The sequence below is a fragment of the Microbulbifer elongatus genome, from assembly GCF_020524885.1.
Taxonomy (GTDB): domain Bacteria; phylum Pseudomonadota; class Gammaproteobacteria; order Pseudomonadales; family Cellvibrionaceae; genus Microbulbifer; species Microbulbifer elongatus_A.
This window is the reverse complement of record NZ_JAIVKJ010000003.1, coordinates 341,265-367,161: the sequence shown is the minus strand read 5'-3', so window position 1 is coordinate 367,161 and position 25,897 is coordinate 341,265. Positions and strand designations below refer to the sequence as shown.

Annotated in this window: 23 protein-coding genes; 12 read left to right on the top strand and 11 right to left on the bottom strand. The window is 55.5% G+C overall.

Going from position 1 to position 25,897, the window contains the following annotated elements; translation table 11 throughout:
* Nucleotides 1-50: 50 nt before the first annotated feature.
* Entirely contained in the window at nucleotides 51-725 is a 675-nt protein-coding gene (locus LC059_RS13585) for a carbonic anhydrase (RefSeq protein WP_226704409.1), read from the bottom strand.
* 123 nt (nucleotides 726-848) lie between these two features.
* On the opposite strand from LC059_RS13585, the gene LC059_RS13580 reads away from it, so the two are divergent.
* On the top strand, nucleotides 849-1,799 hold the full coding sequence (locus LC059_RS13580) for a hydrogen peroxide-inducible genes activator (protein ID WP_226704408.1): 951 nt from the start codon (nucleotides 849-851) through the stop codon (nucleotides 1,797-1,799).
* A gap of 17 nt (nucleotides 1,800-1,816) precedes the next feature.
* Here the strand turns inward: LC059_RS13580 and LC059_RS13575 are convergent, their stop codons facing one another.
* Nucleotides 1,817-2,326, bottom strand: a complete 510-nt coding sequence (locus tag LC059_RS13575; RefSeq protein WP_226704407.1) for a DUF3429 domain-containing protein — start codon at nucleotides 2,324-2,326, stop codon at nucleotides 1,817-1,819.
* Between the two features lie 69 nt (nucleotides 2,327-2,395).
* Between LC059_RS13575 and LC059_RS13570 the strand changes: the two genes are divergently transcribed.
* Complete coding sequence (locus LC059_RS13570; protein ID WP_226704406.1) at nucleotides 2,396-2,656, top strand: DUF3081 family protein; 261 nt, start codon at nucleotides 2,396-2,398, stop codon at nucleotides 2,654-2,656.
* 17 nt (nucleotides 2,657-2,673) lie between these two features.
* Here the strand turns inward: LC059_RS13570 and LC059_RS13565 are convergent, their stop codons facing one another.
* Nucleotides 2,674-3,294, bottom strand: a complete 621-nt coding sequence (locus tag LC059_RS13565; protein WP_226704405.1) for a tRNA-(ms[2]io[6]A)-hydroxylase — start codon at nucleotides 3,292-3,294, stop codon at nucleotides 2,674-2,676.
* 221 nt (nucleotides 3,295-3,515) lie between these two features.
* On the opposite strand from LC059_RS13565, the gene LC059_RS13560 reads away from it, so the two are divergent.
* Entirely contained in the window at nucleotides 3,516-4,496 is a 981-nt protein-coding gene (locus LC059_RS13560) for a hypothetical protein (protein WP_226704404.1), read from the top strand.
* 82 nt (nucleotides 4,497-4,578) lie between these two features.
* On the opposite strand, the gene LC059_RS13555 is transcribed toward LC059_RS13560, so the two are convergent.
* From LC059_RS13555 to LC059_RS13545, 3 genes are read right to left on the bottom strand one after another with little or no spacing between them, the layout of a single operon-like run.
* Nucleotides 4,579-5,025, bottom strand: a complete 447-nt coding sequence (locus LC059_RS13555) for a hypothetical protein (RefSeq protein ID WP_226704403.1) — start codon at nucleotides 5,023-5,025, stop codon at nucleotides 4,579-4,581.
* Nucleotides 5,022-5,975, bottom strand: coding sequence for a lipid kinase (locus tag LC059_RS13550; protein WP_226704582.1), 954 nt, complete (start codon nucleotides 5,973-5,975; stop codon nucleotides 5,022-5,024). The genes LC059_RS13555 and LC059_RS13550 overlap by 4 nt, the downstream gene beginning before the upstream one ends.
* A gap of 41 nt (nucleotides 5,976-6,016) precedes the next feature.
* The gene (locus tag LC059_RS13545) at nucleotides 6,017-6,478 is read right to left on the bottom strand and encodes a DUF1289 domain-containing protein (RefSeq protein WP_226704402.1); all 462 of its coding nucleotides are present in this window, start codon (nucleotides 6,476-6,478) and stop codon (nucleotides 6,017-6,019) included.
* Between the two features lie 765 nt (nucleotides 6,479-7,243).
* Here LC059_RS13545 and LC059_RS13540 point away from each other — a divergent pair.
* On the top strand, nucleotides 7,244-8,041 hold the full coding sequence (locus LC059_RS13540) for a 2OG-Fe(II) oxygenase (protein WP_226704401.1): 798 nt from the start codon (nucleotides 7,244-7,246) through the stop codon (nucleotides 8,039-8,041).
* Between the two features lie 353 nt (nucleotides 8,042-8,394).
* Here the strand turns inward: LC059_RS13540 and LC059_RS13535 are convergent, their stop codons facing one another.
* Nucleotides 8,395-8,559 carry a DUF1289 domain-containing protein gene (locus LC059_RS13535; protein WP_226704400.1) on the bottom strand — a complete coding sequence of 55 codons (165 nt, stop codon included), beginning with the start codon at nucleotides 8,557-8,559 and terminating at the stop codon, nucleotides 8,395-8,397.
* 381 nt (nucleotides 8,560-8,940) lie between these two features.
* On the opposite strand from LC059_RS13535, the gene acnB reads away from it, so the two are divergent.
* The 4 genes from acnB (at nucleotide 8,941) to LC059_RS13515 (ending at nucleotide 14,147) form a co-directional block, all read left to right on the top strand.
* Nucleotides 8,941-11,556, top strand: coding sequence for a bifunctional aconitate hydratase 2/2-methylisocitrate dehydratase (gene acnB, locus LC059_RS13530; RefSeq protein WP_226704399.1), 2,616 nt, complete (start codon nucleotides 8,941-8,943; stop codon nucleotides 11,554-11,556).
* 323 nt (nucleotides 11,557-11,879) lie between these two features.
* Nucleotides 11,880-12,992 carry an acyltransferase family protein gene (locus LC059_RS13525; protein ID WP_226704398.1) on the top strand — a complete coding sequence of 371 codons (1,113 nt, stop codon included), beginning with the start codon at nucleotides 11,880-11,882 and terminating at the stop codon, nucleotides 12,990-12,992.
* 307 nt (nucleotides 12,993-13,299) lie between these two features.
* Complete coding sequence (locus LC059_RS13520; RefSeq protein WP_226704397.1) at nucleotides 13,300-13,680, top strand: hypothetical protein; 381 nt, start codon at nucleotides 13,300-13,302, stop codon at nucleotides 13,678-13,680.
* A complete protein-coding gene (locus LC059_RS13515) occupies nucleotides 13,677-14,147 on the top strand; it encodes a DUF6942 family protein (RefSeq protein WP_226704396.1) in 471 nt (156 codons plus the stop codon). The genes LC059_RS13520 and LC059_RS13515 overlap by 4 nt, the downstream gene beginning before the upstream one ends.
* A gap of 67 nt (nucleotides 14,148-14,214) precedes the next feature.
* Here the strand turns inward: LC059_RS13515 and LC059_RS13510 are convergent, their stop codons facing one another.
* On the bottom strand, nucleotides 14,215-14,784 hold the full coding sequence (locus LC059_RS13510) for a hypothetical protein (RefSeq protein ID WP_226704395.1): 570 nt from the start codon (nucleotides 14,782-14,784) through the stop codon (nucleotides 14,215-14,217).
* Between the two features lie 177 nt (nucleotides 14,785-14,961).
* Here LC059_RS13510 and LC059_RS13505 point away from each other — a divergent pair, with 177 nt between their 5' ends.
* Nucleotides 14,962-15,807 (top strand): DUF72 domain-containing protein, encoded by an 846-nt coding sequence (locus tag LC059_RS13505; protein ID WP_226704394.1) that lies wholly within the window; start codon nucleotides 14,962-14,964, stop codon nucleotides 15,805-15,807.
* A 19-nt stretch (nucleotides 15,808-15,826) separates the two neighbouring features.
* Here LC059_RS13505 and LC059_RS13500 read toward each other — a convergent pair whose 3' ends face one another.
* Together LC059_RS13500 and katG are read right to left on the bottom strand one after the other, a co-directional pair.
* Complete coding sequence (locus LC059_RS13500) at nucleotides 15,827-16,936, bottom strand: MipA/OmpV family protein (protein WP_226704393.1); 1,110 nt, start codon at nucleotides 16,934-16,936, stop codon at nucleotides 15,827-15,829.
* A gap of 168 nt (nucleotides 16,937-17,104) precedes the next feature.
* Nucleotides 17,105-19,339 carry a catalase/peroxidase HPI gene (gene katG / locus LC059_RS13495; protein ID WP_226704392.1) on the bottom strand — a complete coding sequence of 745 codons (2,235 nt, stop codon included), beginning with the start codon at nucleotides 19,337-19,339 and terminating at the stop codon, nucleotides 17,105-17,107.
* 301 nt (nucleotides 19,340-19,640) lie between these two features.
* Here katG and LC059_RS13490 point away from each other — a divergent pair, with 301 nt between their 5' ends.
* Genes LC059_RS13490 through LC059_RS13480 form a run of 3 tightly spaced genes read left to right on the top strand, consistent with a single transcriptional unit; the run spans nucleotide 19,641 to nucleotide 24,588 of the window.
* Entirely contained in the window at nucleotides 19,641-20,810 is a 1,170-nt protein-coding gene (locus tag LC059_RS13490; protein ID WP_226704391.1) for an efflux RND transporter periplasmic adaptor subunit, read from the top strand.
* Nucleotides 20,810-24,004: an efflux RND transporter permease subunit gene (locus LC059_RS13485; protein ID WP_226704390.1), complete on the top strand. Its 3,195-nt coding sequence runs from the start codon at nucleotides 20,810-20,812 to the stop codon at nucleotides 24,002-24,004. The genes LC059_RS13490 and LC059_RS13485 overlap by 1 nt, the downstream gene beginning before the upstream one ends.
* Nucleotides 24,004-24,588: an exopolysaccharide biosynthesis protein gene (locus tag LC059_RS13480; protein ID WP_226704389.1), complete on the top strand. Its 585-nt coding sequence runs from the start codon at nucleotides 24,004-24,006 to the stop codon at nucleotides 24,586-24,588. The genes LC059_RS13485 and LC059_RS13480 overlap by 1 nt, the downstream gene beginning before the upstream one ends.
* Here LC059_RS13480 and LC059_RS13475 read toward each other — a convergent pair.
* Complete coding sequence (locus tag LC059_RS13475; protein ID WP_226704388.1) at nucleotides 24,568-25,893, bottom strand: mechanosensitive ion channel family protein; 1,326 nt, start codon at nucleotides 25,891-25,893, stop codon at nucleotides 24,568-24,570. The two genes, LC059_RS13480 and LC059_RS13475, sit on opposite strands and share 21 nt — an antisense overlap.
* Nucleotides 25,894-25,897: the final 4 nt, after the last annotated feature.

Here is a 25,897-nt window from a genome sequence, read left to right as displayed (position 1 = left end):
CAACAAGAGCCCTCAGCTACAACAAGAGCCTTCAGCTACAAGAGAAGCCTTCAGCCACAGCAAGAGCCACCAGCTGCCGCCTCCGGGAGGTCGCCGAACATTGCGCGGTAACGCTCGTCCATAGGCTTGAACTCGCGGGTTGACTCGTCAAAGCACAGCACCTCACCACTGCCGATGTTGTACACCCAGCCATGCAGGGTCACACGACCACTGGCCAACCCGGTAGCAACCGCAGGGTGAGTTCGCAGGTGCTGCATCTGCTGAATGACATTCTCGGCAGTCACTTCGTCCAGGTTTTCGGTGCTCAGGGATCCATTGCGGTCGCGCACCACTTCGGTCGCAGAGCGGCAATGGCTCAGCCATTCTTTGACGTGCGGGAGGCTATCCAGTTTTTCTGGTTCAATCGCGCCCTTCATCGCACCGCAATCGGTATGACCACAGATAACGATGTGAGATACGCCCAGTGCCGCCACCGCGAATTCAATGGAAGCCGTCATACCGCCGGTCTGATTGCTGTGGGGCGGGACGATATTGCCCGCGTTGCGACAGATGAACAGCTCACCGGGCTCGGTCTGGGTAACCAGGTTGGGATCGATGCGGGAATCCGCGCAGGTGATGAAAAGCACTTCGGGGCTCTGCCCCTCCGCCAGTTCGGAAAAACGGGCCTTTTTGGTAGGAAATACTTCTTTCTGAAACTTCGCTACGCCGGAAATCACATGATCCATAACAACTCCTTACTGATGAAGAGGACTAGGCAATCGAGTTGAAGCATTATTTTTTGATAGCTCAATAAGTTAATATACTATTCGCTGATAACCATTAATTATCAAAGATTACCTGGAGCCCCAGTGCCAACTCAGCCACAGACGCCGACATTTCGCCAGATTGAATACTTTGTGGCCATTGCGTCACGCTGCAGCTACCGGCGCGCGGCGGAAGAATTGGGGGTCAGCCAACCGGCACTAACCACCCAGATCCGCTCCCTGGAGGCACTCCTGGGCCTCTCCCTGTTTGAACGCTCCAGATCGGGCACGCTGCTCACTCCTGAGGGCAGAGAGCTGCTTGAACAGGCGAGGAAGATGCTGCTGGCAATGCGGGAATTTCGGGAGAGTGCAGAGACCATCTCGCAAGGACTGCAAACCACCTACAAACTTGGTGTCCCCCCAACTCTTGGCCCCTACCTTCTTCCCCGCGTACTCCCTGCACTGCATGCGCAACACCATCGCTTGAAACTCTATGTACGTGAGGGGACGCCGCGGAACCTGCTCAGGGGGCTTAGCGAGGGCTCCTACGATATTGCGATCGTACCGCTGCCCGTAGACCGAGAGGACCTCTCGGTTGAGCCGCTTTTTACCGAGCCATTGAAATTCGTGATCCCTGCCGACCACCGCCTCGCAGGCAAGAAAACCGTCAGCCCCTCCCAATTGCGCGGTGAGAAGGTATTGACCCTCGAAGGACAGCATCACTTCCATCATCAGGTGCAAGAAATCTGCCAAGACCTGGGTGCCGACCTGCAACGCGACTATGAAGGCACCAGTCTCGACACTCTGCGACAAATGGTGGTCATGGGGCTTGGCGTCGCCTTTTTACCCGGCCTCTATGTCCATTCCGAAATGCACAACCCGGAAGCGCTACATGTCAGCGAAATCAAGTCCAAGCCTATTCGTCGCCAGCACGGGCTTGTCTGGCGTGCCAGTGCGCCTAGCCGCCGTTTATATCGAGAGCTTGCTGCGCAAATTCGTGAAATCGTGTCAGAACGACTCGGAGATGTGGTGGAGGTGAATCAGGGAATAACTTGAAGATGGGGCAAACCGAATCAGCGCCAGAGGGCGATAAACATTATCAGATGACAGGCAATAACCAGATAGGAAACATGGGTTCGCGTCTTGAAGTAACTTGCGAGACGCGAAGAGTTGGGCTTTAGAAATGCCTCTGCACGCTCGACAAACAAAAATGCCAGCGCCAGTACAGGCAGCGCGTATGGCGTCCGGTAGAACAGCAGTGCCAGCCAGCCGATCAGGGCAATTGCATTGCTCAGGAGAGCCAACAAGACGCGATGCTTGTGGCGGTCGTGATTAAGCGCCCCACCCCACCAGATACCACACAAAAAACTGAGAATCACGCAGCTATAGGCCGTGAACCAAAGCCGACCGTCGATGGAAGCGATAGAGTAACCCGTGACCTCCATAGCAATACCAATGACAAATGGCGCCACACCCAGGTAGGCTAACCAATTGAACAGGACGATATTGACGGCGCCTCGCGCCTCGTTGGAAACCACCATGTAATCTAAGCTGGATAACCAATTAAGAAAAAGTGAGAGCATCGCCCTGCCCGCGAGCGCAGGAGGACTCACAAGCCTCTAAGCTTAGCTCAAACGATAACGGGAACGCACATGGAGCACGAATACAAAATCGACGTCAAACAGGCATTGCGGGTATTCGACAAGATCACCAGAGAAGGCGAGAAAACCGCGGAAGGGTGGCGCTACCGTGGACTCACAGCCAGCACAGACTTTGATGGCTACACCGTGTTCTTGCGCTCACCAACCGTCGAGCTCACGGTATTTTTTCACAACAAATTTACCATCGACTGCAAGCGCCCCACGGACCTCGAAGATTTCGTCGAATTGATCAAAAAGATCGATCACAGCTGAAGACCAACATCCGGACCTCAGGCCAAACCGGGAACACCACTGTGGAACCGGAACTCCCCATCCCCGCCTTCCACCAGTTCACGCTCCACCTCCAGCAGCGCACGCACACGAGGACCGATGTCATCTTCGCTGGCATTCTGTGCAAGTGTCAGGTAATCGCGGAAGTGGCGCGCCTCAGACTTCAGCAGTGAGAAATAAAACTTCTGCAGTTCTTCATCGAGGTGCGGCGCAATTCGGGCAAAACGCTCACAGGAGCGTGCCTCAATGATTGCACCGCAGATCAGGGTATCGATCAGCCTTCCCGGCTCCGCACTGCGCACCTCGCCGCGAAGCCCCGCCGCGTAGCGAGAAGCAGTCAGGTGCGGATAGGCAATGCCACGCTTCTGCATGATCCCGATAACCTGCTCGAAGTGCCGCAACTCTTCCCGCGCAAGGCGCGACATCTTGTTGAGCAGATCGAAATTGTCCAGATAGCGGAACATCAGATTCAACGCCGTCCCCGCCGCCTTCTTTTCGCAGTTGGCATGATCCACCAGCATCAGCTCCGGCTCCGCAAGCGCGGCATCAATCCAGGCGTCGGGAGTGCGACACAGCAAAAATTCGTGAATAGCGGAAAGGTCTGGTACTTCGAGTGACATGGCGGCCTGGCATTTTCTACAGATGGGTCGGGGCGGGCAAAGCGCATGCTGCGCAGACACCCGCGGGGCGGGAATTATACCGCCTCCCTCCTCCTTGGCTAACTCTTGCTCGAATTTACTCAAAATGGCGCTACGGAGCGCGGCTCGACTATCGTTTCCAGATTTGATAACGATTTATTAAGTGGGTAGAATTTTAAGTAGTGAAACAGGAGAGCACCAGATTGCCACCATCCAAAGGCCACAAGCTGCCTGAAATAGCCCGCGAGATTTCACGGGCCTTAATAGAGATGCACCACAGGGCGATGGACCTGAGATCCGCGCTTGAAGATCTGGAGCAAGGGTCCCGCAGCTGGGACAGCTACCTGCTGCGCCCCGGGTTTGCGATTGACGCCGCCGCACAGCTGAATAGCGATTTTGACCATCCCCACAAACTGGCCGCCGCGCTGTTTGCACAGCTGGACTACACAGACGACCCTGTGGCTGCAGACGCGCGGCACACCCTGCAGATCCCCGGGTTGCTCGCGGTTCCACAAAAAATCATTGCTATTGCGCAAGAGCTCAACAGCGCCAAGCACGCGGTTCAGCAGCTCACCGCAGAGTTCAAAGTCGCCCTTGCCGACCGCCCTGTTCTGGAACGCAACGAGCGATTGCGCGACGTCCTGGGGGATTCGGGTTACCCCCGCACCCACTTGCGCCAGTGTTATAGACAGATACTGCTTTGTGCAGATACCCCGGATGCCATTGCCCTGAGCTGGGTCAAGGCACGCAAGTCCATTCGCAAGGTGACCTTACAGTGGTGCGAGAAAAAACTGATCCAGCTGGATCCGCTGGGAGAGGACACTGGTATTCAATATCAACGGCAGCTACTCGCCGGCCTCCACCCGAGTCAACACAGCCGCTTGCGCCAGGTTCAGGTTCAAAGCCGTCCGAACTTGCAGGTGGCGGAGATTTTTTACGAGGATGGCGCCTTCCGCGGCAATACTACGGAGCACGGCGGCAGCAGCAGTGAAGGCGAAGTTTATCGACAGGTCGGCTATTCAGCGATGCCGGTACTGGTTAGGTGTGACGACGGCCGCCTGCCTGAATTTACCCGGGTCGAGGATAATCCGCCGGCGAGCAGGAGAAGACAACGTCGCGATCTGAAAATTGCCCCAGAGCCCTTCTTGCCGGCACTGCGGGTGCACCTTCACGGCGCCCCCTAGGCCTTAAACAGACTTAAAATCTAGGCACCTGCCGGTGTGCGCCCTGATCCACACGCGCCGGCCCGCCCCTGAAAGCGGGAGCTCAGGGCTCGCCGATGAACGTCTTCAGCTTGTCCTGCGCATCACGCACAGACTGACGACAGTCAGCCAGCAAACGCGCAGATTCACCTTCCAGGATGTTGAGCTCGTCACTTTGCACAAACGCCCACAGCGCCCGCTCTGCTTCCAGGCGATGTGAAATAACGCCAGCAACCTGACTTTCTGCAAACAGGGTCTCAAGGCGCTGCTGTAACTGTTCTGCGGCTTCCTTGTCCGGGTCGGGCTCGCGCGGCAATTCACCCTCGGCACGAATCTCCCGCTCCAGCTGCTCCGCGAGCCGCAACCGCTCCGCAGCCAATGCTTTACACAGTGCGCTCGCACCGGGCTCCTGCAAAAAACCTGCAGTGGATTCGTAGAGATCAGCACTTTCCCGCATGGCCAAGTGAAGGTCATTGAGCGCCACCTGGCGATCACTGCGCATCAAGCTCATAAAGTCATTTCCGTTTCAGCTTTCCGTTTCAGTAAAGGGGAGTCTTTCGGAACCACCAGTTCAAGTGCAGCAGACTTTACCGAAAATTTCGCGGGTGTTCTGGTGACGGGCTCACCATCCGCATGGATTTCCATCCCCGCGGGCTGCGTCTCAACATACAGGTCGTGCGCGGATGCGGAAAAGGTTCGCCTGGCCAGATCGTGTCGCCCGCCTCTCAGCAACGGCGCCAGAGAGAGCAATTCCCAAACCGTCTGTGGCCGCAAGCTGTAAACATGCAACAGGTCGTCATCGATACTGGCACGCTGATCGACAAGGTTACCGCCGCCGTAAAAGCGACCATTACCCACCGCCAGCTGGATCGAGCGCATCGTGTGATCCTTACCATCCACCCGTAGCTTGAGCCGAAACTGGCGATGCCGGGAAAGCGCAGAGGCGAAAGCCTTGAGGTAGCTAAACACTCCCCAGCGCTTCTTGACTTCGGGCGTCAACTCTTCTGTAACCACCACGCCCAAACCAAGGTTTGCTACATTAAAAAAATAGTGGTCGTTGACTACGCCGAGATCCACCGGCGTGCTGCCCCCCTCACACAGGGCGTCAAACGCCTGCTCCAGCATCTCGATACCCAGTGACCGCGCCAAGTCATTGGCGGTCCCCAAAGGGAGTATGGCAACAGGTAATTTGCTGTCGAGGAGTGCTGGGATGCAGGAGCTGACGGTCCCATCGCCACCGCCAATAATTGCCAGGTCGACGTCACTAGACCGCCCGCGGATTTCCTCACAGGATTGCTCGGGTGACTCAGACTCCACTCGCACCAGTTCAATACCCGCGGCCTCGAGACGCTCCATGCCGGCATCGAGGTCAACACTGCCGCCCTGCCGGCTCCCCGGATTCAGGATCAGTAAAGCGCGGCGTTTTCGCTCAGAAGACTGCGGACCTGAATGTGTAGTAATAATGCAACTCCCTGTATCGGTGGCTAAATCCTATTCGCCTGTCAGGCTGACCGCAGCCCGGGCGCCACAAACCGTTGATAGTAGGCCACGGACAACGCAAAGAAATCCTCGTCAATTCGCCGGCGCAACTCCACCAGAGACACGCCGCGCGCAACCGCAGTGGCACGCAGGCCATATAGCGATAGGTCCGAAATCTGGCTTGCGCCAGCACGAAGAAGCTCGAACACCCAGCAGTAGGGGCTCTGATCCTCATTGAAGCGGATTTGCTGGTGGCGCATCTGGGTCAGCAACAGATTTTGATCAACAATCTCCAGCTGACTTCGCACGGCATTTGCAAGGTAACCGTCCCGGCGCTCGGCGATGGTCCGGCGCTGCTCTTCGGAGTAGGCATTCCAATCAATCACTTCATGGGCAAAGCGCTTGCAGCCGCGACAGACGTTGTCGCCAATTCCGGTGGAGCAGATACCGATACAGGGCGTGCGTACTTTCTTATAGATCGCCATGGAGCGAAAACACCTCGTCGTCCGAACGGGCCAATAAAACGTGTGAAATGAGGCGGCAGAGAATAGCATTTTTGCCTGGCGTATTCGTCCCCCAAATTCAGTGACTCGATCACGCACAAGATCGATTTCGACCCTAATAAATGCGATCAATTCTCATCAACCCACAATGAGGATGATACTCATTTGCATGAATGGGTGTCAGCGATACAACCTTAAATGAGAAGAGCTTAAACGTCCCCCACCCTGCGCGCTCACTTGGCAGACAACACACATATTTGACTATCAATAATCTCCCAAACACCACTTAAGCAAGCCAATAAAACCCAGAACAAAAATTGGCGGGAATATCCTCATATAGCAATCCACTAACTTGCTTTTTAATTAGCCATTCGCTTTAAATGATCAACTAAGGAATTAGACGCCCACTCGTCAACAGCCCCCCTTGACCGAAAAGTGACTGAAGACAAAACAACTCCTCCCCTGGCACGCTAAAAACCTCAGGATTGGACGCCCCAAACAGGCAAAAATTTACGCAGGACGCGAAATTATGCTAGCCCACTTATTCCCACATCCGGTTACCGAGAGCGTCAAAAACCTCTTACAAGTCGACCAATATCCGCAATTCTCGCTGCTTTCGTAAACGCCGGAATAAAGCCCTGACAATATGGATCATTGGAGTGCCCGCACTAACGAACAAATCTTCTGTTTTAGTTTTCACAAATCAACCAATCAAACTTGAATTAGCGCATACCGGAGAAATACATCATGCATAGTAGCATTGCGGACTATCTACCACTTGACACACTAGATACCATTGCCGAACAAGAGAGTGAAAACTACAAAAACGCACAGCCTTTTTCACACGGGGTCTACGACAATATTTTTTCCCAAGAACTTCTGGACCTAGTACTCGAAGAATTCAACAAAGGGAAAAAGTATTGGCGAGAATTCGATAGCCCATATGAAAAGAAGTTCCAAATGAACTCCGACATCAGCATGGGACCCGCAACACGCACGCTTGTTTACCACCTCAACTCAGCTCCTTTCCTTAACTTCTTGGAAAAACTGACCGGGATTAGCGGGCTCATCCCCGACCCCTATTTACATGGTGCTGGCCTACACAAAATCCCCCCGGGTGGGAAACTAGGTGTACATGTTGACTTTAATGGTCACAAACGTATGAACGTATACCGCCGCATTAATGTGCTTATCTACCTCAACAAGGATTGGGATATCGCCTGGGGAGGGGACTTTCAACTTTGGTGTGCCAAAGATAAAAAATGCAAAAAATCTGTCCCCCCCCTATTCAACCGGATGGCTATCTTCTCTACTACCAATACAAGCTTTCACGGCCACCCCGAACCTTTGCAATGCCCGAAAGACCGAGAGCGAGTATCTCTTGCCATGTACTACTACACAGCAAACGATAGAGGGAACCAAAATAAGAAATTGCACAGCACCCTCTTCTTGAACAAAGAGGGAAAAATTGACGAACTCGGCAAAAAAAACCCTATCGCCAATTTTGCTGCACGAGTCATGCGGAAACTTAGCCCAACCAGTTAAAGCTACCAGCCAACCTTCTGCGGCCTCAAAGATTCGAGGCCGCCCATTTACTTCAGATCCTTAAGGCCAAAATGTCGGGCTCTACAAAACGCTGAAAATAGGCTTCGGAAAGCACATAAAAGCCTTCATCATTACGCCGTCTAACCTCCACCATCAGAACATCGCGGGAAATCGCAGTTCTATCTATGCCATAAGAGGCAAGCGCAGCAATTTACCCTCGCCGCGAGCAAATACTCAAATAATCGACAGATAACGCCTTAATCTTCATTGAAGCGGATCTACAAGTGGAGCATCTGGGTCAGCAGCAGATTTTGATCAACAACTTCCAACTGACTTCTCACGGCTTTTGCACGCTAATCGTCCCGGCGCTCGGCGATGATCCGGCGCTGCTCTTCGGAGTAGGCATTCCAATCAATCACTTCATGGGCAAAGCGCTTGCAGCCGCGACAGACGTTGTCGCCAATTCCGGTGGAGCAGACACCGATACAGGGCGTGCGTACTTTCTTATAGATCGCCATGAAGTGAAAACACCTCGTCGTCCGAACGGGCCAATAAAACGTGTGAAATGAGGCGGCAGAGAATAGCATTTTTGCCTAGCGTATTCGTCACCCAAATTGCGGCGGCGGATCATTCACAAGATGGATATTAGACGCGACAAACGCGATTGATTCGCACTTATTGAATGATTAAAGCGCGACCTTTATTCACCCTATGAATGGCCATGATTCGCGTAAGTTATTGATTTTTCAGCGAACTTAACAGGGATATCCGTTTCATTGTAGAATTCGCCACCCGCCTCCAGCGGCCATCGATTAAATTCGGAGTTCGAGTGGCGAAATACTCGCTTCCGGATTCCAGGAAAGCTGTTGGTTTTACCCAAACACAAGAGGGAATTATCCGTGCTTGAAGCCTATCGCAAACACGTCGCCGAGCGCGCCGAACAAGATATCCCACCCAAGCCCTTGAACGCTGAGCAGGTTGCCGGCCTGGTGGAACTGCTGAAGAACCCACCCGCAGGTGAAGAGCAGGAACTGCTGGACCTCATCACCAACCGCGTACCGCCGGGTGTGGACGAGGCCGCCTACGTAAAAGCCGGTTTCCTCACCGCCATCGTCAAGGGCGAGGCCGAGTCCCCGCTGATCGACAAGGAACACGCCACCAAACTGCTGGGCATGATGCTGGGCGGCTATAACATAGCCACCCTGGTTGACCTGCTGGACGACAAGGACCTGGCCGAACTGGCCGGCGAGCAGCTGAAAGGCACCCTGCTGATGTTCGACGCCTTCCACGACGTGGAAGAGAAAGCCAAAGCCGGCAATGAAGTGGCCAAGGCCGTAATTCAGTCCTGGGCTGACGGCGAATGGTTCACCAAGCGGAACAAAGTTGCCGAGAGCATCAAGGTTGCCGTATTCAAGGTGACCGGCGAAACCAACACCGACGACCTGTCCCCCGCTCCGGACGCATGGTCCCGCCCGGACATCCCCCTGCACGCGCGCGCCATGTACAAAATGACCCGCGACGGCCTGGAGCCGGAAGAGCACGGCGTAACCGGCCCGATGAAGCAGATCGAAGAAATCCAGGCCAAGGGCCTGCCGGTTGCTTTTGTCGGTGACGTAGTAGGTACCGGTTCTTCCCGTAAGTCCGCCACCAACTCCGTATTGTGGTTCTTCGGCGACGAATTGCCGGGCGTGCCGAACAAGAAAGGCGGCGGTATCTGTATCGGCGGTAAAGTGGCCCCGATCTTCTACAACACCATGGAAGATGCTGGCGCACTGGTATTCGAAGCGCCGGTTGACGACCTGAACATGGGCGACGTGATCGAGATTCGTCCGTACGAAGGCAAGATCCTGTCCGAAGACGGCAAGGTTCTGTCCGAATTCGAACTGAAGTCCGACGTACTGCTGGACGAAGTTCAGGCTGGTGGCCGAATTAACCTGATCGTTGGTCGCGGCCTGACCACTAAAGCCCGCGAATCCCTGGGCCTGGGCGCTTCCGACCTGTTCCGCCTACCAGAGCAGCCGAACGACACCGGCAAGGGTTACACCCTGGCGCAAAAAATGGTTGGTAAAGCCTGCGGCATGGAAGGCGTCCGCCCGGGCACCTACTGCGAGCCGAAGATGACCACCGTTGGCTCCCAGGACACCACTGGCCCGATGACTCGCGACGAGCTTAAAGATCTGGCGTGCCTCGGCTTCCAGGCCGACCTCACCATGCAGTCTTTCTGTCACACCGCGGCCTACCCCAAGCCTGTTGATATCGACACCCAGCACACCCTGCCGGACTTCATCATGAACCGCGGCGGTGTTTCCCTGCGCCCGGGTGACGGTATCATTCACAGCTGGCTGAACCGTATGCTGCTGCCGGACACCGTTGGTACCGGTGGTGACTCCCACACCCGCTTCCCGATGGGCATCTCCTTCCCGGCCGGTTCCGGTCTGGTCGCGTTTGCCGCAGCCACCGGCGTAATGCCGCTGGATATGCCGGAATCCGTGCTGGTGCGCTTCAAGGGCGAGATGCAGCCAGGCATCACCCTGCGTGACCTGGTACATGCGATCCCTTACTACGCCATCCAGGAAGGTCTGCTGACCGTCGAGAAGAAAGGCAAGAAGAACATCTTCTCTGGCCGCATCCTCGAGATCGAAGGCCTGGACAACCTGACCGTAGAACAGGCGTTCGAGCTGTCCGACGCCTCTGCCGAGCGCTCCGCTGCCGGCTGTACCATCAAGCTGCCGGAAGACTCCATCTCCGAATACCTGCGTTCCAACATCACCCTGCTGCGCTGGATGATCGCGGAAGGCTACGGTGACAAGCGCACCCTGGAGCGTCGCGCGCGCGCCATGGAGGCCTGGCTGGAAAACCCGGAACTGATGAGCGCCGACGCCGACGCGGAATACGCGGCTGTGATCGAAATCGACCTGGCGGAAGTAAAAGAGCCGATCGTGTGCTGCCCGAACGACCCGGACGATGCCAGGCTGCTGTCCGACGTAGCCGGCGACAAGGTTGACGAAGTATTCATCGGCTCCTGCATGACCAACATCGGCCACTTCCGCGCCGCAGGTAAACTGCTGCAGCAGCACAAAGGTGGTATTTCCACCCGCATGTGGATCTCTCCTCCGACCAAGATGGACGAGCACCAGCTGATGGAAGAAGGCTACTACAACATCTACGGCTCCGCCGGTGCACGCACCGAGATGCCGGGATGCTCCCTGTGCATGGGTAACCAGGCACGTGTAGCCCCGAACAGCACCGTGCTGTCCACCTCCACCCGAAACTTCCCGAACCGCCTGGGCGACGGTGCCAACGTGTACCTCACGTCTGCGGAGCTGGCCTCTGTGGGTGCGATCCTGGGCAAACTGCCGACTCCAGACGAGTACCAGAAGTACGCGGCCAACCTGAACTCCATGTCCGCGGAAATCTACCGCTACCTAAACTTCGACCAGATTGAGGACTTCCAAAAATCTGCCGAAGAAGGCAAGCGCATTGCTGCGACAGAGATTCAGGAAGTTTCTATCTAAGGAAATGACCGGATTTTGAAACATGAAAGCCCCGCTTGTGAGAGCGGGGCTTTTTTGCACTCATATTTGGCACTGGCGTCACCGGTGTCCGCTTATCGACACGAAGCCCCCTGAAGGCGCTGATATATCGACAACCATTTTACTGCCAACCTTCTCATCGATCATGATAGTATCCTAGGAATAATTCCGATCCTGCTTGCAGGAATACGTCAAATTGCACGGATCGCAAGACAAAGCCTCACATGCGCTCTGCATACCCAACCCAGAAATGTTGAGCTGCGCGCCAAATAGAAGATTCGGAGCCCCTTTACGGAAAGAATAGAATGCCTAAAAAATTTCAGTGGATTGATTCTTTTAGGGGTATCGCTGCATTAGTAGTTGTCATCTTTCATTACCATCACTTCTACCTTTCTGACAACAGGAAAAGAGGTGAAATCCCTTCTGTAGAGACTTTTCCATTCGCGCAGATACTTGAACCCGTATACATCTATGGACACTGGGCTGTTGAGCTATTCTGGGCAATATCAGGGTTTGTCTTTTACCACGTTTACCTGAAAAGAAAAGCAGGGATACTTGAGTTTGTTTCTTTCCGGGTCGCACGACTGTATCCACTACACGTAGCAACACTAGTATTTGTAGCTCTTCTGCAATACGTAAGTATGCAAACTGTCGGGCATTGGCAGGTTTACGGGAACAATGATTCGTTCCATTTTGTACTACAACTCTTGCTTGCCACAAACTGGTCATCTGTTTCACACGGATTAAGTTACAACGGTCCCATATGGTCAGTCTCCTTGGAAGTTGCCGCTTATGCCATGTTCTTTATTTCGCTAACGGCCATCAGACACTCCCCTATTCTCATTAGTGTGGCTCTTGTGTTTGCAACCTGGATATTGGCAGCTGGCTACCCGAGCGGAACCTTCTACTTGTCTGCCTCCATTTTCCAATGTGCCTGCTACTTTTTTTGCGGAGGCCTAACCTACTGCCTCTCAGCAATCACCTACAATAGGCCTGCTCGCTTCGACGGACTTTCAGTCACTCTACTGATTCTCCTTGCACTTATTGCAGTCATAAACATAGAGGGGATCGCCGGTTACTTAGCCTGCATGGGGATCGTGTATTTTGCAGCCTTGCTCGAGAAACATTTCAAACACTGCCCCAAATCGCTTTTACAGTTAGGGGACTTGAGCTTCAGCGTGTATCTGGTTCACGTTCCGCTTCAGATTACTCTCTTGCTAATTATGGATTTGGCATTTAATGGAGATAGAAGCTTTGCGAATTCAATCTTCACGCTTCCGATTTATATAACCGTAACCATTTTGGCGGCATCGGCAACCTACAAATATTACGAGCTACCCGCACGAAAACTTGTGCGCAATGCTTTTGACAAGTTTTCTTTCCCCCTGCTCAATGCTTCAGATTCGAAACAGTCCTGACGCCGCCTCAACATCATTGGCGGCAGCTCCAATGGTGGAGACTCAAACAGTGACGGCCCATCGCCAGCGAAAGCAGCTTAACAATTGGAGTTTGAAGAAATTGATGTCAGCCGGGCCGAATCCGGAGAACCACTACCTGTCGGGGGTCCACCACTTGAAGGAACAGTGGTATCTGTAAATGAATAGACATGTAGCAAAAAGTTTAAATGCAATACACAGGCCAAATCACTCATGAGAGCGCATTCCAGGAATCGAAATGAACCTTAATTGGGCGATCGAAAAAAGGGAAGCAACCACTGCAGCTATTATGGTTAGTAACGGAGAACACGTGGTCCATCGCTGCAGTGTTGAATATTACTCGGATCAAGATGCTGAAATCGCGATTAATGCTTGCATTGACAAAACGTGCGGTCTACTGGATAGCAACATCCAATACCACTCCCGCTACCTGCTCTTCGGCTGGGACACCACCAGTTCCACCTTGACCATTGTCGTCACCGACGATGAGAAACAACGGGACTCTCGCGATGTGGTGCAATGCCAGTTTGTCGCAACTGACAAGCCGCTGGATCCAGAAGACATTCAGTTCTGGATCAAGGACTACCTGACCACCTGTGCAGCGTTCTTGCGCTATTCCCTGATCGCGGCATTCCATCGGGAATCCAGAGCAAACTGCACACTACTGTGAAAGAATTGGATTATCTTGGGTCGCCCCAACCATCCCTTATCCTCTACCTCCCCCATCGCCCGGAGGGCCTGGGCCAACTGGTGAAGACACCCGATGCCGGGCTGCTGATGGAAAACAATTCCAACCACTGGCGTAAAATTGTGACGCTGCTGGCCAAGGTGGCCAGCCCGCAACAGGAGTGGCGCGGCTTCAGGGACAATGCACTATTTGAACATACTGCGCTGTGCTTCAGCGCGCGCCTGCGGGAAATGCCGGGGTGGCACTGGATAGGAGGCAAGGACAATTTGCAGCGATTCAACATCGAGGGCCTGAATGCTAAACCTCTGAAAGAAGCGCCAGAAGTTGCCCTGGATACTGAAAAACACATATTGCTGACCCCCTATCCCGACTACCGCCAGCTCAGTAATGCGACGGTAGACGAGATACGCAAAGCGCTGGGCCGCGTGGGCTTCTATACAGGAAACTAGGGGCTACTCGAAACAGCGGCCCCGGAGCAGCGCACAATGCGAACCTTCACTGCGCGCATGCTTTTGCTCAGCGGCGGGAGAGAGTAGAACCGCGGGCATCCAGGCCGGCCAGGATGGCCTTCATCTCGTCGGCCTCTTCTTGAGCCTTTCTGGCTTTCGCAGCCGCTATACGCGCTTTTTCAGCTTCGATACCCGCCTTGATCGCCCGCTCTTTCGCAGCGCTGCCAGTGCGACCGGTTGCCAGCTTTTCTTTTACCGGCTTTGCGGTTTTCGGTTTCGCCGTAGTGGTGGCAGCAGGTTTTACGCGGGTAACACGTGTCTTTGGCTTCGGCGCCAGCGCAGACTTGGTGGTACCGGGCTTTACCGTCTTGATACCGACCAGACTTTTGGCATTCAGGGAATCGAGTGCTTCCTCGACCATCTCCTGCAATTCCAGACGATCTTCCGCCACCGCAAACAGGCTCGGGGTGAAGGCGCTTGCACCGAATTTTTTTAGCTCATCAAAGAAGGGATGATCGATGCCCAATGATACTGCGGCCTGAATCTGCTTAAAGCGGGCCTCCGGGGTCATACCCTCGCGCGCGGTGCCCACCCATACTTGATCCGTATCTTCATTGGTCAGGGTAAATACGATCATAGAAACTCAGTCAACCTCTTCAAACTCAGACGCACGGGTCGGTGACACATCACCTGTTCACCAAAATCTGACCCGCGAAAAGGTCGCGCATTCTAATGATTTAAAATTAAAAGTGCAGACTTGACTTGAGCATCGAGCGCATTACATTTGCGCGGGAGTATTTATCACTGCAAAACCATGAATCTCCCCTATTTCCTCGGCTGCCCTCAATGGCAACACCCGGCATGGAACGCCCGCTTGCCAGCGGGTTCGACTCCTCTCGAACGCTACAGTCAGGTGCTGAATTGTGTCGAGGGTAATACAACGTTCTACGCTACCCCTACGCAAGCGCAATGTGCACAGTGGCGGAGACAAGTTCCCGATAACTTTCGCTTCTTACTCAAATTCCCACGCAGTATCAGTCACGACAAGCTCCTCGCCACCTCAGGTAAAGAAGTCGGTGAATTTCTGGAAATCGTTTCCCCGCTGAACGATGTCCTGGGCCCATTCTTAGTGCAGTTGCCGGCGAGCTTCGGCCCACAACACCTCGACAACTTGTGGCACTTTTTTGACCTGCTCCCCGCTCACCTGACCTGCACGGTAGAAGTCCGACACCCCGCATTCTTTGAAAAGCGCGATCCAGAGCGCGCTCTGAACCGGGGGTTGCGCGAGCGACAGTGCGCCCGCGTTTGTCTCGACAGTCGCGCCCTGTTCTCAGCGAAAGCCGATAGCGCGTCGATAGTTGACGCCCAACGCAAAAAGCCCAATGTGCCCGTTCATCTGCTTCCGGTAGATGCGGCGCCGGTAATCCGCTATATCGGCCACCCCGACCTTGAGAGTAACCGGGAATATTTGGAACCCTGGGTCGAGCGCGTTGCCAACTGGATCGAGCAAGGCGTTCGACCATTCGTATTTATCCATATGCCGGACAATGGCGATGCCCTGAACCTTGTCTCTCTCTGGACTGCGCTTCTGAATAAGCGCCTACCCGATGCGCCGACCGTAAACTTCAACGAAAAACAGCCCCAGATGGGGCTGTTCTAAGACCTCTAACGCCGCAAGATCAGAAGGTATAGGTAATCGCGGCAAACCCCTTGAGCACATAGTCGTCGTCCACAATGGGGCTATCCGAGATATCGTCACCCAGATACTCTGCGCTCACGTCAATCACGAATCGCCAGTGCTCGGTTATCTCCAGCATGCCACCAATTCCTCCTTCCGCGGTCACGGTACTGCCCACGTCGTAGGGTGGTCGACCGGGGATCGCAGCCCAGGACGGCACACCAAAATCGTAGTTGGCCATGTCGCTGCTCAGCCAGTTGACCCCGATCGATGGCCCCCAGCTGACATTCCCGGTCTGGAACCCTTTGGACAGCCGCAACTCCGCAGTGCCCCCGCCAAACCGGTCGAGCACGTCGTGCTGATAGCGGAAGTCCACATCAATCTGGTTGGGGCCGTCATACACCAGTCCAACGCCCGCCATCAGGGTGCTGTCCCTGTCCCCCAGCCCGACCAGAATGGGACTGTCGTCCTCTTCATAGGCGCCCACGCGGTATGTGGCATTGACCGCAAACCGGAAAGTATCGCTACCCCAAAGTCCGTAACGCAGGCTCGGCCCCACCCACTGCAGGCGCTCGCCGAAATAGGTAATTGCGGGTATCACTTGTGTGACTGCGGAATCGGAGCCTACATAGGGGCTGCTGCGGCCGATAACACCGAGGCCGACGCCCCACTGACCTGAGTCGCCCAAGACCTGATACATATCGATATCGACGGTCTTGGCCTCAGTGGCCGCCAGAGAGAAACTTGCGCGCTGGAAGCTGGGCGGCCCCTTTGGACGATAGCCATTGGACAAGCCTATGGGCTCCTTGGGAATACCGATAAAGGTTCTGTCCAGAGCCTGATTGCCGTTAATGTCGGCGTACACCAGCAGAGCCACGGCTCCCGAAGGTACTCCTTTGAGGCGGTACCGCCCGTCGGGGCTAACCGCCAGCCGGGCCTCCCAGCTTGGGCTGCGAAAATCGCCAAAGGCGTCAGGGTTGTCATAGACCTGAAATACCAAAGTGCCTTCCGGAGGCGAGTTCGATACGCGAACGTCCAATTCTGACCCGGAGGCAACAGAAGCGAAAAGCAGGGCGAATAGGGAGAAGAATCTGACAGTGTTTTTTTTCATTTAGGATTTCACGTCCTGTCCAGGTTTCAGTGGGCTGGTACGCAACCACAACGTCAATGGATCATCACCCCCAACACAACAACAGGCGGCCCCGGGGCCGCCTGTCTTTCAACAATAGCCTGTAGCATGCCATAAGCTACTTTCTGGAAATTTCGCGTACAAGCCAACTCAATCGAAACGATCCAGGTTCATCACTTTCGCCCAGGCATTAACAAAATCGTTGACGAACGCCTGATCGGAGTCTCCCATGGCGTAGTACTCTGCCACTGCGCGCAACTCGGAGTTTGAGCCAAAAATAAGGTCAACCGGTGTGGCAGTCCACTTCACCTGGCCAGTCTTGCGGTCCTTGCCTTCGTATATGCCCTCGCCTTTGGAGGATTTCGACCACTCGGAATCCATGCTGAGCAGGTTCACGAAGAAGTCATTGGTGAGGGTTCCCGGCTTATCCGTCAACACCCCATGCTTGGAATTACCGGCGTTTGCCCCCAGAGCCCGCATACCACCGACGAGCACCGTCATTTCGGGTACGGTCAAGGTGAGCTGGTCTGCCCGATCCACCAACATTCTGGTCGGGGACACGGAGTTACCCTTCCCGTAATAGTTGCGGAAGCCGTCGGCCATGGGTTCCAGCCAGCTGAAAGACTCAACATCGGTCATTTCCACTGTTGCATCGGTGCGCCCGGGCTTAAAGGGCACATGTACATTGTGCCCTGCCTTTTTGGCTGCCTCTTCAACCGCCGCATTGCCTGCCAATACGATGGTGTCAGCGAGTGAGACTTGTTTGCCGCCGGAGAGCGACTTGTTGAATCCTTGCTGGATGGATTCCAACTTTCCGAGCACTTTGCCCAGCTCCTGCGGATCGTTTACCGGCCAATCTTTCTGTGGCGCCAGTCGAATGCGCGCGCCATTCGCACCGCCGCGCATATCGGAGCCACGGAAAGTGGAGGCTGAGGCCCAGGCGGTCCGCACCAGTTCGGGAATCGACAGTCCGGAAGCCAGTATTTCCTTTTTCAGCTTGAGCACATCCCCTTCAGCCAGTGGCTGGTAATCGGCGGTGGGCAGCGGGTCCTGCCAGAGGAGATCCTCTTTTGGCACTTCCGCTCCCAGATAGCGCGCTTTCGGTCCCAAATCGCGGTGTGTCAGCTTGAACCAGGCACGGGCGAAGGCGTCCTCCAACTCTTTCGGGTTCTTGTGGAATCGCTCGGAAATCTTCCGGTAGGCGGGATCTTCCTTCAGGCTCAGATCCGTTGTGAGCATGACGGGCGGGTGGCGCTTATCTTTCAGGTGCGCATCCGGCACCATGTTGGCGGCATTCGGGTCTGTGGGAATCCAGACTGTGCCACCCCCAGGTGATTTGGTTTTCTTCCACTCAAACTTGTACAGGTTATCCAGGTAGTTGTGACTCCATTGCGCCGGGGTAATTGTCCAGGCGCCCTCCAGCCCGCTGGTTCCAGTGTCTTCGGCATTGCCCTTGCCGCACTTGTTTTTCCAGCCAAATCCTTGCTCTTCAATCGGCGCCGCTGCAGGCTCTTTACCTATGCAGTCCGCTTTGACCGCGCCGTGGTTTTTACCAAAGGCGTGGCCACCGGCAATCAGCGCTACCGTTTCCTCGTCGTTCATGGCCATACGGCCGAATGACAGGCGAATTCTTTCCGCCGCCGATTTCGGATCAAGATTGCTGCCGGGGCCTTCCGGGTTCACGTAAATCAGCCCCATGACGGTGGCCGCCAGCTCGCGATTAACCAGCTTTTTTCCCTTGAAACGCTTCTCATAATCGAGCATCTGGGTCTCAGGCCCCCAGTAAACTGTCTCCGGCTCCCAGTCGTCTTGGCGGCCACCGGCGAAGCCAAACGTCTTGAAGCCCATGGACTCCAGCGCCACGTTGCCAGTAAGGATCATCAGGTCGGCCCAGGACAGCGACTTGCCGTATTTCTGTTTTACCGGCCACAGCAATCGCCGGGCCTTGTCCAGGTTGGCGTTATCCGGCCAGCTGTTAAGGGGGTCAAAGCGCTGTTGACCGCCTCCTGCGCCGCCTCGCCCATCACCCACCCGATAGGTGCCCGCCGAATGCCACGCCATCCGGATCATTAACGGGCCATAGTGACCGTAATCCGCGGGCCACCAGTCCTGGGATGTGGTGAGCACCTTCTGGATATCCTGCTTCACCGCATTCAGGTCCAGGCTGTTGAACGCCTTGGCGTAATCGAAGTCATCGTCCATGGGGCTGGACGATTTGCTGTGATCGCGCAGCGGCGAGAGATCCAGCTGGTCTGGCCACCAGAAGCTATTGGGTTTTGGCTCGCCCGGCATTGGCTTTTCTTGCGCATGGATCGACACGCTGGCGGAGAGTGTCGCTATGGTGATGGCCATGGCGGTACATAGGGGTATCGTTTTTTTGATCATTGGTGTGCCTCCTGAGGGACAGCGAGCGGAATCTGGAACCGTTTGGTTCTGAATATAGGCACTGGCGCAAGCCTTGTTGACGCAAGATGAACACTCCCGCGCCAATGGAGGTATCAATTACGAAAAACTTGAACGGGGTTGAGCCCCATTGGCTATGCGCCCCCGCCATCGATAAAAGATGCAAATCAGGTTCATTGCTTTTACTTATCCGGCCGTATTCCCACAGCCCCGATTGCGCCCTATCAGCTCAGCCCGCGGGGTGATTACTACACTAGCGAGATAGCCCTAACGAACTTCCTCAATGCACTCGTCCAGCGTCTTCACTTTTACCATCCCGGTGTCGCTCAAATTGCTGCTGTCGCTGCTGACGGCCGTCATTGCTGCAACATCCGCCGATGCAGATGAAGATTCTCCCGAAGCGGCGCCAATTACCGTGGAAGCGGTGGTTGTACAACGGCAACCCCTGATCGAAGAAGTACCGGTTACCGGCACAATCACCCCTCTCCGGCAGGCGCTGCTTTCGGCGGAAGTTGCCGGGCTGATTCAGGCTATTCATGCGGATATCGGCGACCGGGTAAAAAAAGGCGATCCGCTGCTTAGCCTGGACCCGGAACTCAGCAGTATCCGTCGCGATGCGGCGCTCGCCGAAGTGGCTCGAGTAAGGGAGACGGTGGCAGACAGCCGCCGGCGGCTGGCAGAGCTCCAGCGGCTGTTGGGCGACGATCATGTGGCGGAAACCGAGGTTGAGAGCCTCGGCTCGGAAGTACGTGAGCGCAGCGCCGAGCTGGAGGCCGCCCAGGTGGAAACCGCGCGCCTGAATGCCCTGCTCCGCCGGCACCAGGTCGAAGCGCCATTTTCCGGTACGGTCAGCTTGCGTGAGGTAGATCTGGGGGAGTGGGTGGAGCCCGGCACTGCGTTATTCGAGCTGGTCGATACGGATTCCCTGCGCGCGGACTTTCGGGTGCCGCAACGCTACTACGCGCATATTCGGCCACAAACCGAAATTCGGGTAAAGCTGGACAATGGCGAATCGTTTACTTCACGGGTGGAGCACAAGGTTCCGGTAAGCCGCAGTGGTAGCCGCACGTTTCTCCTGCGCACCATATTGGATTCAACAAAGGGTGCACACGGCCAGGGCCCACAACTAATTCCCGGTATGTCGGCTTCGGCGGTACTTCAGCTGAAACGCGACCAACAAGGGATCGCTGTGCCACGGGATGCCGTGCTGCGTTATCCCGATGGACGCATCACCGTGTGGGCAGCCGCGCCCGGCAGCCGGTGGGATAAGGTGACCGCGGTTAATGAACAGCCAGTAACCACCGGGCTCAGCTTCAACGGTATGATCGAAATCAAAAGCGGGGTTGAGGCGGGCCAGCGGGTGATCGTGCGCGGCAATGAGAGTCTTCAGGCCGGGCAGAAGGTCATTCTCAAGCGCGCAATGACAGCGAACCCCGGCGCAGAAGTCCGCTGATGTTCGAACAGATCATCAAGAACGGCATTCTGGTCACCGTCACGGTGCTAATTGTTGCGATTCTCGGACTGGTGGCAGCCTTCCGAATTCCCGTACAGATGATTCCCGATCTGGAGGTGCGCACCATCTCCATCCGCACCAGCTGGCCCGGCGCCACACCGCAGGACATTGAAAAAGAGATCCTGATCGAGCAGGAGGAGTACCTGCGCAACATTCCCTATTTGCTGGAGCTACAGTCCTCCGCCGATCTGGGCTCTGCGGACATAGAACTGGAGTTTCCCTTTGGCGTAGACATCCTCGAAACCCAGATCCGAGTCAACAACGCACTTACCCAGGTCCCCTCTTACCCGGAGAATGTGGATGAGCCCCGGGTCTACGCTACCTCCTTTTCCTCCAACGCCTTTATGTATTTCCGCGTGTCCCCCCTGCCGGGCAACCCGCGCGGGCTGGATATGGACATGCTTCGGGACTACGTAGAAGACAATGTGCGGCCCCGCATGTCCAGTGTTCCCGGCGTGGCCCAGGTAGGCGTAGGCGGCGGTGCAGAGCGACAGATTCAGATACGCCTGCAACCCGAGCGACTGACAGAGCGGAACCTGACGCTCACCGATGTTCGTGAAGCAATCCGCACCCGCAACCGGGACATCTCCGGAGGCGAGGTGGAAAGTGGCAAGCGCCGCTATTTGTTGCGCACCCTGGGGCGGTTCAAAGACCTGCAGGAGCTGCGCGCCCTGATCCTGCGCCGTGATGGCGACAGTATCGTGCGCCTCAGTGACGTGGCGGACATCAAGCTGGACCATTTCAAGGTTCGCAGCAGCGCGTTCGTCAACGGCCAACCGGCTATCTTCCTGTCGGTCCGCCGCGAGAGTGGCTCCAATGTGATCGACATCAAGCGCGCGATGATAAAAGAAGTTGAACGTATCAATCGGGAGCTTCTGGAACCCCAGGGCATGAACATGGTGCTGACCGCCGACGATGTGGGTTACGTGGAGGCATCGGTGTTCAATGTGTGGAAAAACCTGGCGCTGGGCGCCCTGCTCGCCACTGCCATCATGTATGGTTTTTTACGCTCCATCCGCACAACCGCACTGGGCGTGGTGGGCATCCCCATCTGTACTATCGCCGCCTTTATCGGACTGTTGATTGCCGGGCGCACCATCAATGTTATCTCACTCGCCGGTGTGGCCTTCTCCATCGGCATGACGCTGGATAACAGCATTGTGGTACTGGAAAGTATCGAGCTGGAACGCCGCCGCGGGCTGGATCGATTACAAGCAGCCATCAGTGGTGTGAAGAAGGTGTGGCCGGCGGTACTCGCCTCCACGCTCACCACCGTCATGGTCTTCCTGCCGGTGGTTTTCATCGCAGAAGAAGCTGGGCAACTGTATTCGGACATAGCTATCGCCATTTCCGCATCGATTCTGGTGTCCATGCTGGTGGCCATCACAGTGATCCCCACTGCGAGCGCGCGGCTGAAATTTGATGGCACTGTTAGAAAACCTGGAGCGGATAGCCGGGAGCACAGCAGAATGCGCCGCGGGGTAGTGAGCAAAGTTCACTGGTTGCTCACCTCGCCCTCAAGGCGCATTTACTGCATCGGTATCACCATTGCCACCAGTCTGGCCATCGTCCTACTACTGACACCCCCAGCTGAATACCTGCCGGAAGGCGAAGAAGCCAAAACCTTCGCTTACTTGAACGCGCCCCCCGGCTACAACCTCGCCACCATGAAGGAAATTGGACTAGAGATACAGGACTACTTCATGCCGTTTGTGGAACCGGAAACACACGACACTGAGCGAGGTGAGCCGGCCAAAATACCGCTAATGAAGTATTTCATCCTCAGCGTGTCCCCCCAAAATCTGCGCATCATTGCGGAGACGAAAGACCCGCGTGACATCGATGAGCTGATGACCGCCATCGTACACAAGTACGAGCAATATCCCGGCATGCGTGCCTTTGCCACCCGCGGTTCGATTATCAGCAGCAACGATGGCGGCACCCGCAGTGTGAACCTGAATATTTCCGGCGCCAATCTAGCCGATATTTATGAGGTCGCCCGCACCGCCTACGATCGCGCCAAGGCAATCTTTGACAACCCCAACATCCAGACCCAACCGTCCAGCCTATCGCTCGCGCAACCACTGCTGGAAGTAAAGCCCAGGTGGGAGCGCGCGGAGGAAGTGGGTATGAGTGCGGAAGATATCGGTTTCGCGGTAGCCGCGCTTACAGACGGTGCTTTCGTCAATGAATTCTTTCTCAACGACGACAAGATCGATATCTACCTGTACAACCAACATGGCCCCGAGGCCACCGTGGAGACCCTGGAGCAGATCTTCATCTACACCCCAGAAGGTGCCGTGCTGCCACTTTCTGAACTGGCCCACATTGAGGAAACCGTCGACACCGCGACCGTGCGTCGGCTCGACGGACGCCGCACGGTGACCCTGAATATCATTCCACCGCGCTCCGTTGCCCTGGAAACTGGTGTGGAAGCTGTGCGCACCGAACTCGTGCAGTACATGCGCGAAAACGGACAGGTACCGCTCGGGGTTTCTATGGACATCTCCGGTGCCGCCGATCAGCTGGATGCCACCCGCGCTTCCCTCGGCAGTAATTATCTGGTGGCACTTGCCATCATCTACCTGCTGATGGTGGCCATCTTCAGCCACTGGGGTTACCCGCTGCTGATCATGACCACTATCCCACTGGGGATTGCCGGTGGCATTGCCGGGCTGGCCCTGCTGAACGTGGTGGGCGCCACCCTGCGTAGCATGGGGTTTGAAGGTGTGCACCAGCCCTTCGACATGATCTCCATGCTTGGCTTCCTGATCCTGATGGGCACCGTGGTCAACAATCCCATCCTGGTCGTGCACAGGGCCATTAGCAATGTAAAGGAAGACGGTATGGGCGCGGTGCAGGCGGTGCAGGAGGCCGTAGACTCCCGTCTGCGCCCTATTGCCATATCCACGCTGACGACGATTTTCGGCCTGGCACCACTGGTATTTTTGCCCGGAGCGGGCACCGAGCTCTATCGGGGCGTTGGAGTTATTGTCATGGCTGGAATTATCGGCGCCATGGCGGTGACCTTGACGGCCTTGCCGGCATTGACCGTGATTGCGCTCAAATGGCACGAACGGCTCTCACAAAAGCCTCACCCACGCAAGCGTGGCCAAAAGCATGGTGAGGCTTAATGCAGGAACACATCAGAAACTTGAGCCAGCTGCTCATTCATCTTGAGCGACTGGCGAGCAAACACGACCCGGTAACCCTGGGCCAGGTACTAGAGGCGTTGGGGCAGCGCTCGTTCGCGCCGCTACTCCTGGTAGCTGGGCTGATACTGTTTTCGCCGCTTTCGGGGATTCCCGGCGTACCCACGCTGATGGGGCTTACGATATTGCTCACATCGGTGCAAATGCTTTTGCTAAGACGCCACCTGTGGCTGCCTCAATGGCTGCTCAGAAAGTCAATCTCCAGGGCCAAATTCCTTCGAGTCGTGCAGTGGCTGTATCGACCAGCCGCTACGATAGACCGCTGGCTACAACCCCGCTTGTCATTACTGGTGCACCGCGGTGGAAGTTATCTAATTGCACTGGTGAGCACCGCCATCGGAATGGCGCTGCCCGCTATGGAAATACTGCCCTTCTCCGCCACCATTGCCGGACTTGCACTCACCCTTTTTGGGCTCGCCCTGGTGGCTCAGGATGGCCTTACCGCGCTGATCGCGGTGGGCGTCACCGGAATGATCGCTGGACTCTCATTGTGGTTGTGGATGTAACGAGGCGCCCTTTTCCGGGACACTGACCAGCCGCACATCCCGCTGCGGGAATGGAATCTCGATATTGTGTTCCTGAAGTGTCTCGAGAATTGCCAGCAACAGGTCACCACCAACCCGGTTGCGACCGTCATCGATCCCCTCCATCCAGAACTCGACAAACATATTCACCCCGTTGTCACCAAAGCTGTCAATTTCACAATCGGGGCGCTCTTCGATGGGAAGTTCGGGTCCACTCAGCACCTGCGGATGCCTGGCAACCGTCTCCTTTATGATTTCAACCAGCTCGCGAACATTGGTTCCGTAGCCCACGCCAAAATCTACCCGGTAGCGTTGCTTTTTATTCTTGTGGGTCCAGTTGATAAATGAATTGGATACAAACTTTTCATTCGGCACCACGATATCTTTTCCGTCAAAGGTCTCTAGCGTCGTCGAGCGCATGTTGAGCTCGGTCACCCGTCCCTTGCGGCCATCTTCCATCTCAATGTAATCGCCAACGGATACCGATCGATCAAGAATAATAATGATGCCGGAGATGAAGTTTGAGGCGATGGTTTGCAGTCCAAAACCGATACCGACGCCCACCGCACCACCGAACACCGCCAGCGCCGTCAGATTGATGCCCATCAGCTGCAACAGCAGGAGGGCAATAACCACAAACAAGCCGATTTCAAACAGCTTGGCGGCGACTTCTCGCGTCCGAAAATCCAGAGTTTCCTGCTTGCGGATAATGGTCTGCCCGGTCGAGTTGGAAATCCGCCCGAGCCAGAACAACAGCGAACCGAAGATTGCTGTGCGCACAATTCCGTATGCGGTCAGACGAATATTACCAATCTGGACCGCCATGGAATCCAGCACCCCCACCACATCACCGAGGGCGCCAAGCACATACAGAAACAGTATCGGCATCCCCACCCACAGAAACATCTTCGCGACCGTCGCATTACCAATCACCGTGCGCACAAATGAGTGGAACAGCAGGACAAGCGCAACCGCCAGGGCAAACTGCAACAGCCAATTGCTACCGCTGACCAGCGGAAAGAATGCGGCAGACACTTTTAGCAGCACAATCGCCAGCAGTGGAAACAACAGCTTCCCACAGCGAAAGAGAAGCAAACGCAGAGGCTGGTGCTCGGGAATCTCTGGAGGACCGGACAAAACCGGAAGAAGCGTTACCACACGCTGTGACGCCACCCATGCCAGCGCGTACACGAGGAGCAGGATGGCGGCCTGACTGAATGCATCTGCGGAAAACAGAGAAGCCTGCCAGTCGCCCCATTGGTTGAGGATTTGAAATTCTGTATCCATTGCC

Bases quoted from the DNA above. Each gene is read 5' to 3' on its own strand.
- LC059_RS13505 (WP_226704394.1), top strand. From the start codon at position 14,962: ATGAATCTCCCCTATTTCCTCGGCTGCCCTCAATGGCAACACCCGGCA.
- LC059_RS13540 (WP_226704401.1), top strand. From the start codon at position 7,244: ATGCATAGTAGCATTGCGGACTATCTACCACTTGACACACTAGATACC.
- LC059_RS13555 (WP_226704403.1), bottom strand. From the start codon at position 5,025: ATGAGCTTGATGCGCAGTGATCGCCAGGTGGCGCTCAATGACCTTCAC.
- LC059_RS13475 (WP_226704388.1), bottom strand. From the start codon at position 25,893: ATGGATACAGAATTTCAAATCCTCAACCAATGGGGCGACTGGCAGGCT.
- LC059_RS13490 (WP_226704391.1), top strand. From the start codon at position 19,641: ATGCACTCGTCCAGCGTCTTCACTTTTACCATCCCGGTGTCGCTCAAA.
- LC059_RS13485 (WP_226704390.1), top strand. From the start codon at position 20,810: ATGTTCGAACAGATCATCAAGAACGGCATTCTGGTCACCGTCACGGTG.
- LC059_RS13480 (WP_226704389.1), top strand. From the start codon at position 24,004: ATGCAGGAACACATCAGAAACTTGAGCCAGCTGCTCATTCATCTTGAG.
- LC059_RS13565 (WP_226704405.1), bottom strand. From the start codon at position 3,294: ATGTCACTCGAAGTACCAGACCTTTCCGCTATTCACGAATTTTTGCTG.
- LC059_RS13525 (WP_226704398.1), top strand. From the start codon at position 11,880: ATGCCTAAAAAATTTCAGTGGATTGATTCTTTTAGGGGTATCGCTGCA.
- LC059_RS13585 (WP_226704409.1), bottom strand. From the start codon at position 725: ATGGATCATGTGATTTCCGGCGTAGCGAAGTTTCAGAAAGAAGTATTT.
- LC059_RS13520 (WP_226704397.1), top strand. From the start codon at position 13,300: ATGGTTAGTAACGGAGAACACGTGGTCCATCGCTGCAGTGTTGAATAT.
- LC059_RS13575 (WP_226704407.1), bottom strand. From the start codon at position 2,326: ATGCTCTCACTTTTTCTTAATTGGTTATCCAGCTTAGATTACATGGTG.
- LC059_RS13500 (WP_226704393.1), bottom strand. From the start codon at position 16,936: ATGAAAAAAAACACTGTCAGATTCTTCTCCCTATTCGCCCTGCTTTTC.
- LC059_RS13545 (WP_226704402.1), bottom strand. From the start codon at position 6,478: ATGGCGATCTATAAGAAAGTACGCACGCCCTGTATCGGTATCTGCTCC.
- LC059_RS13510 (WP_226704395.1), bottom strand. From the start codon at position 14,784: ATGATCGTATTTACCCTGACCAATGAAGATACGGATCAAGTATGGGTG.
- katG (WP_226704392.1), bottom strand. From the start codon at position 19,339: ATGATCAAAAAAACGATACCCCTATGTACCGCCATGGCCATCACCATA.
- LC059_RS13570 (WP_226704406.1), top strand. From the start codon at position 2,396: ATGGAGCACGAATACAAAATCGACGTCAAACAGGCATTGCGGGTATTC.
- LC059_RS13535 (WP_226704400.1), bottom strand. From the start codon at position 8,559: ATGGCGATCTATAAGAAAGTACGCACGCCCTGTATCGGTGTCTGCTCC.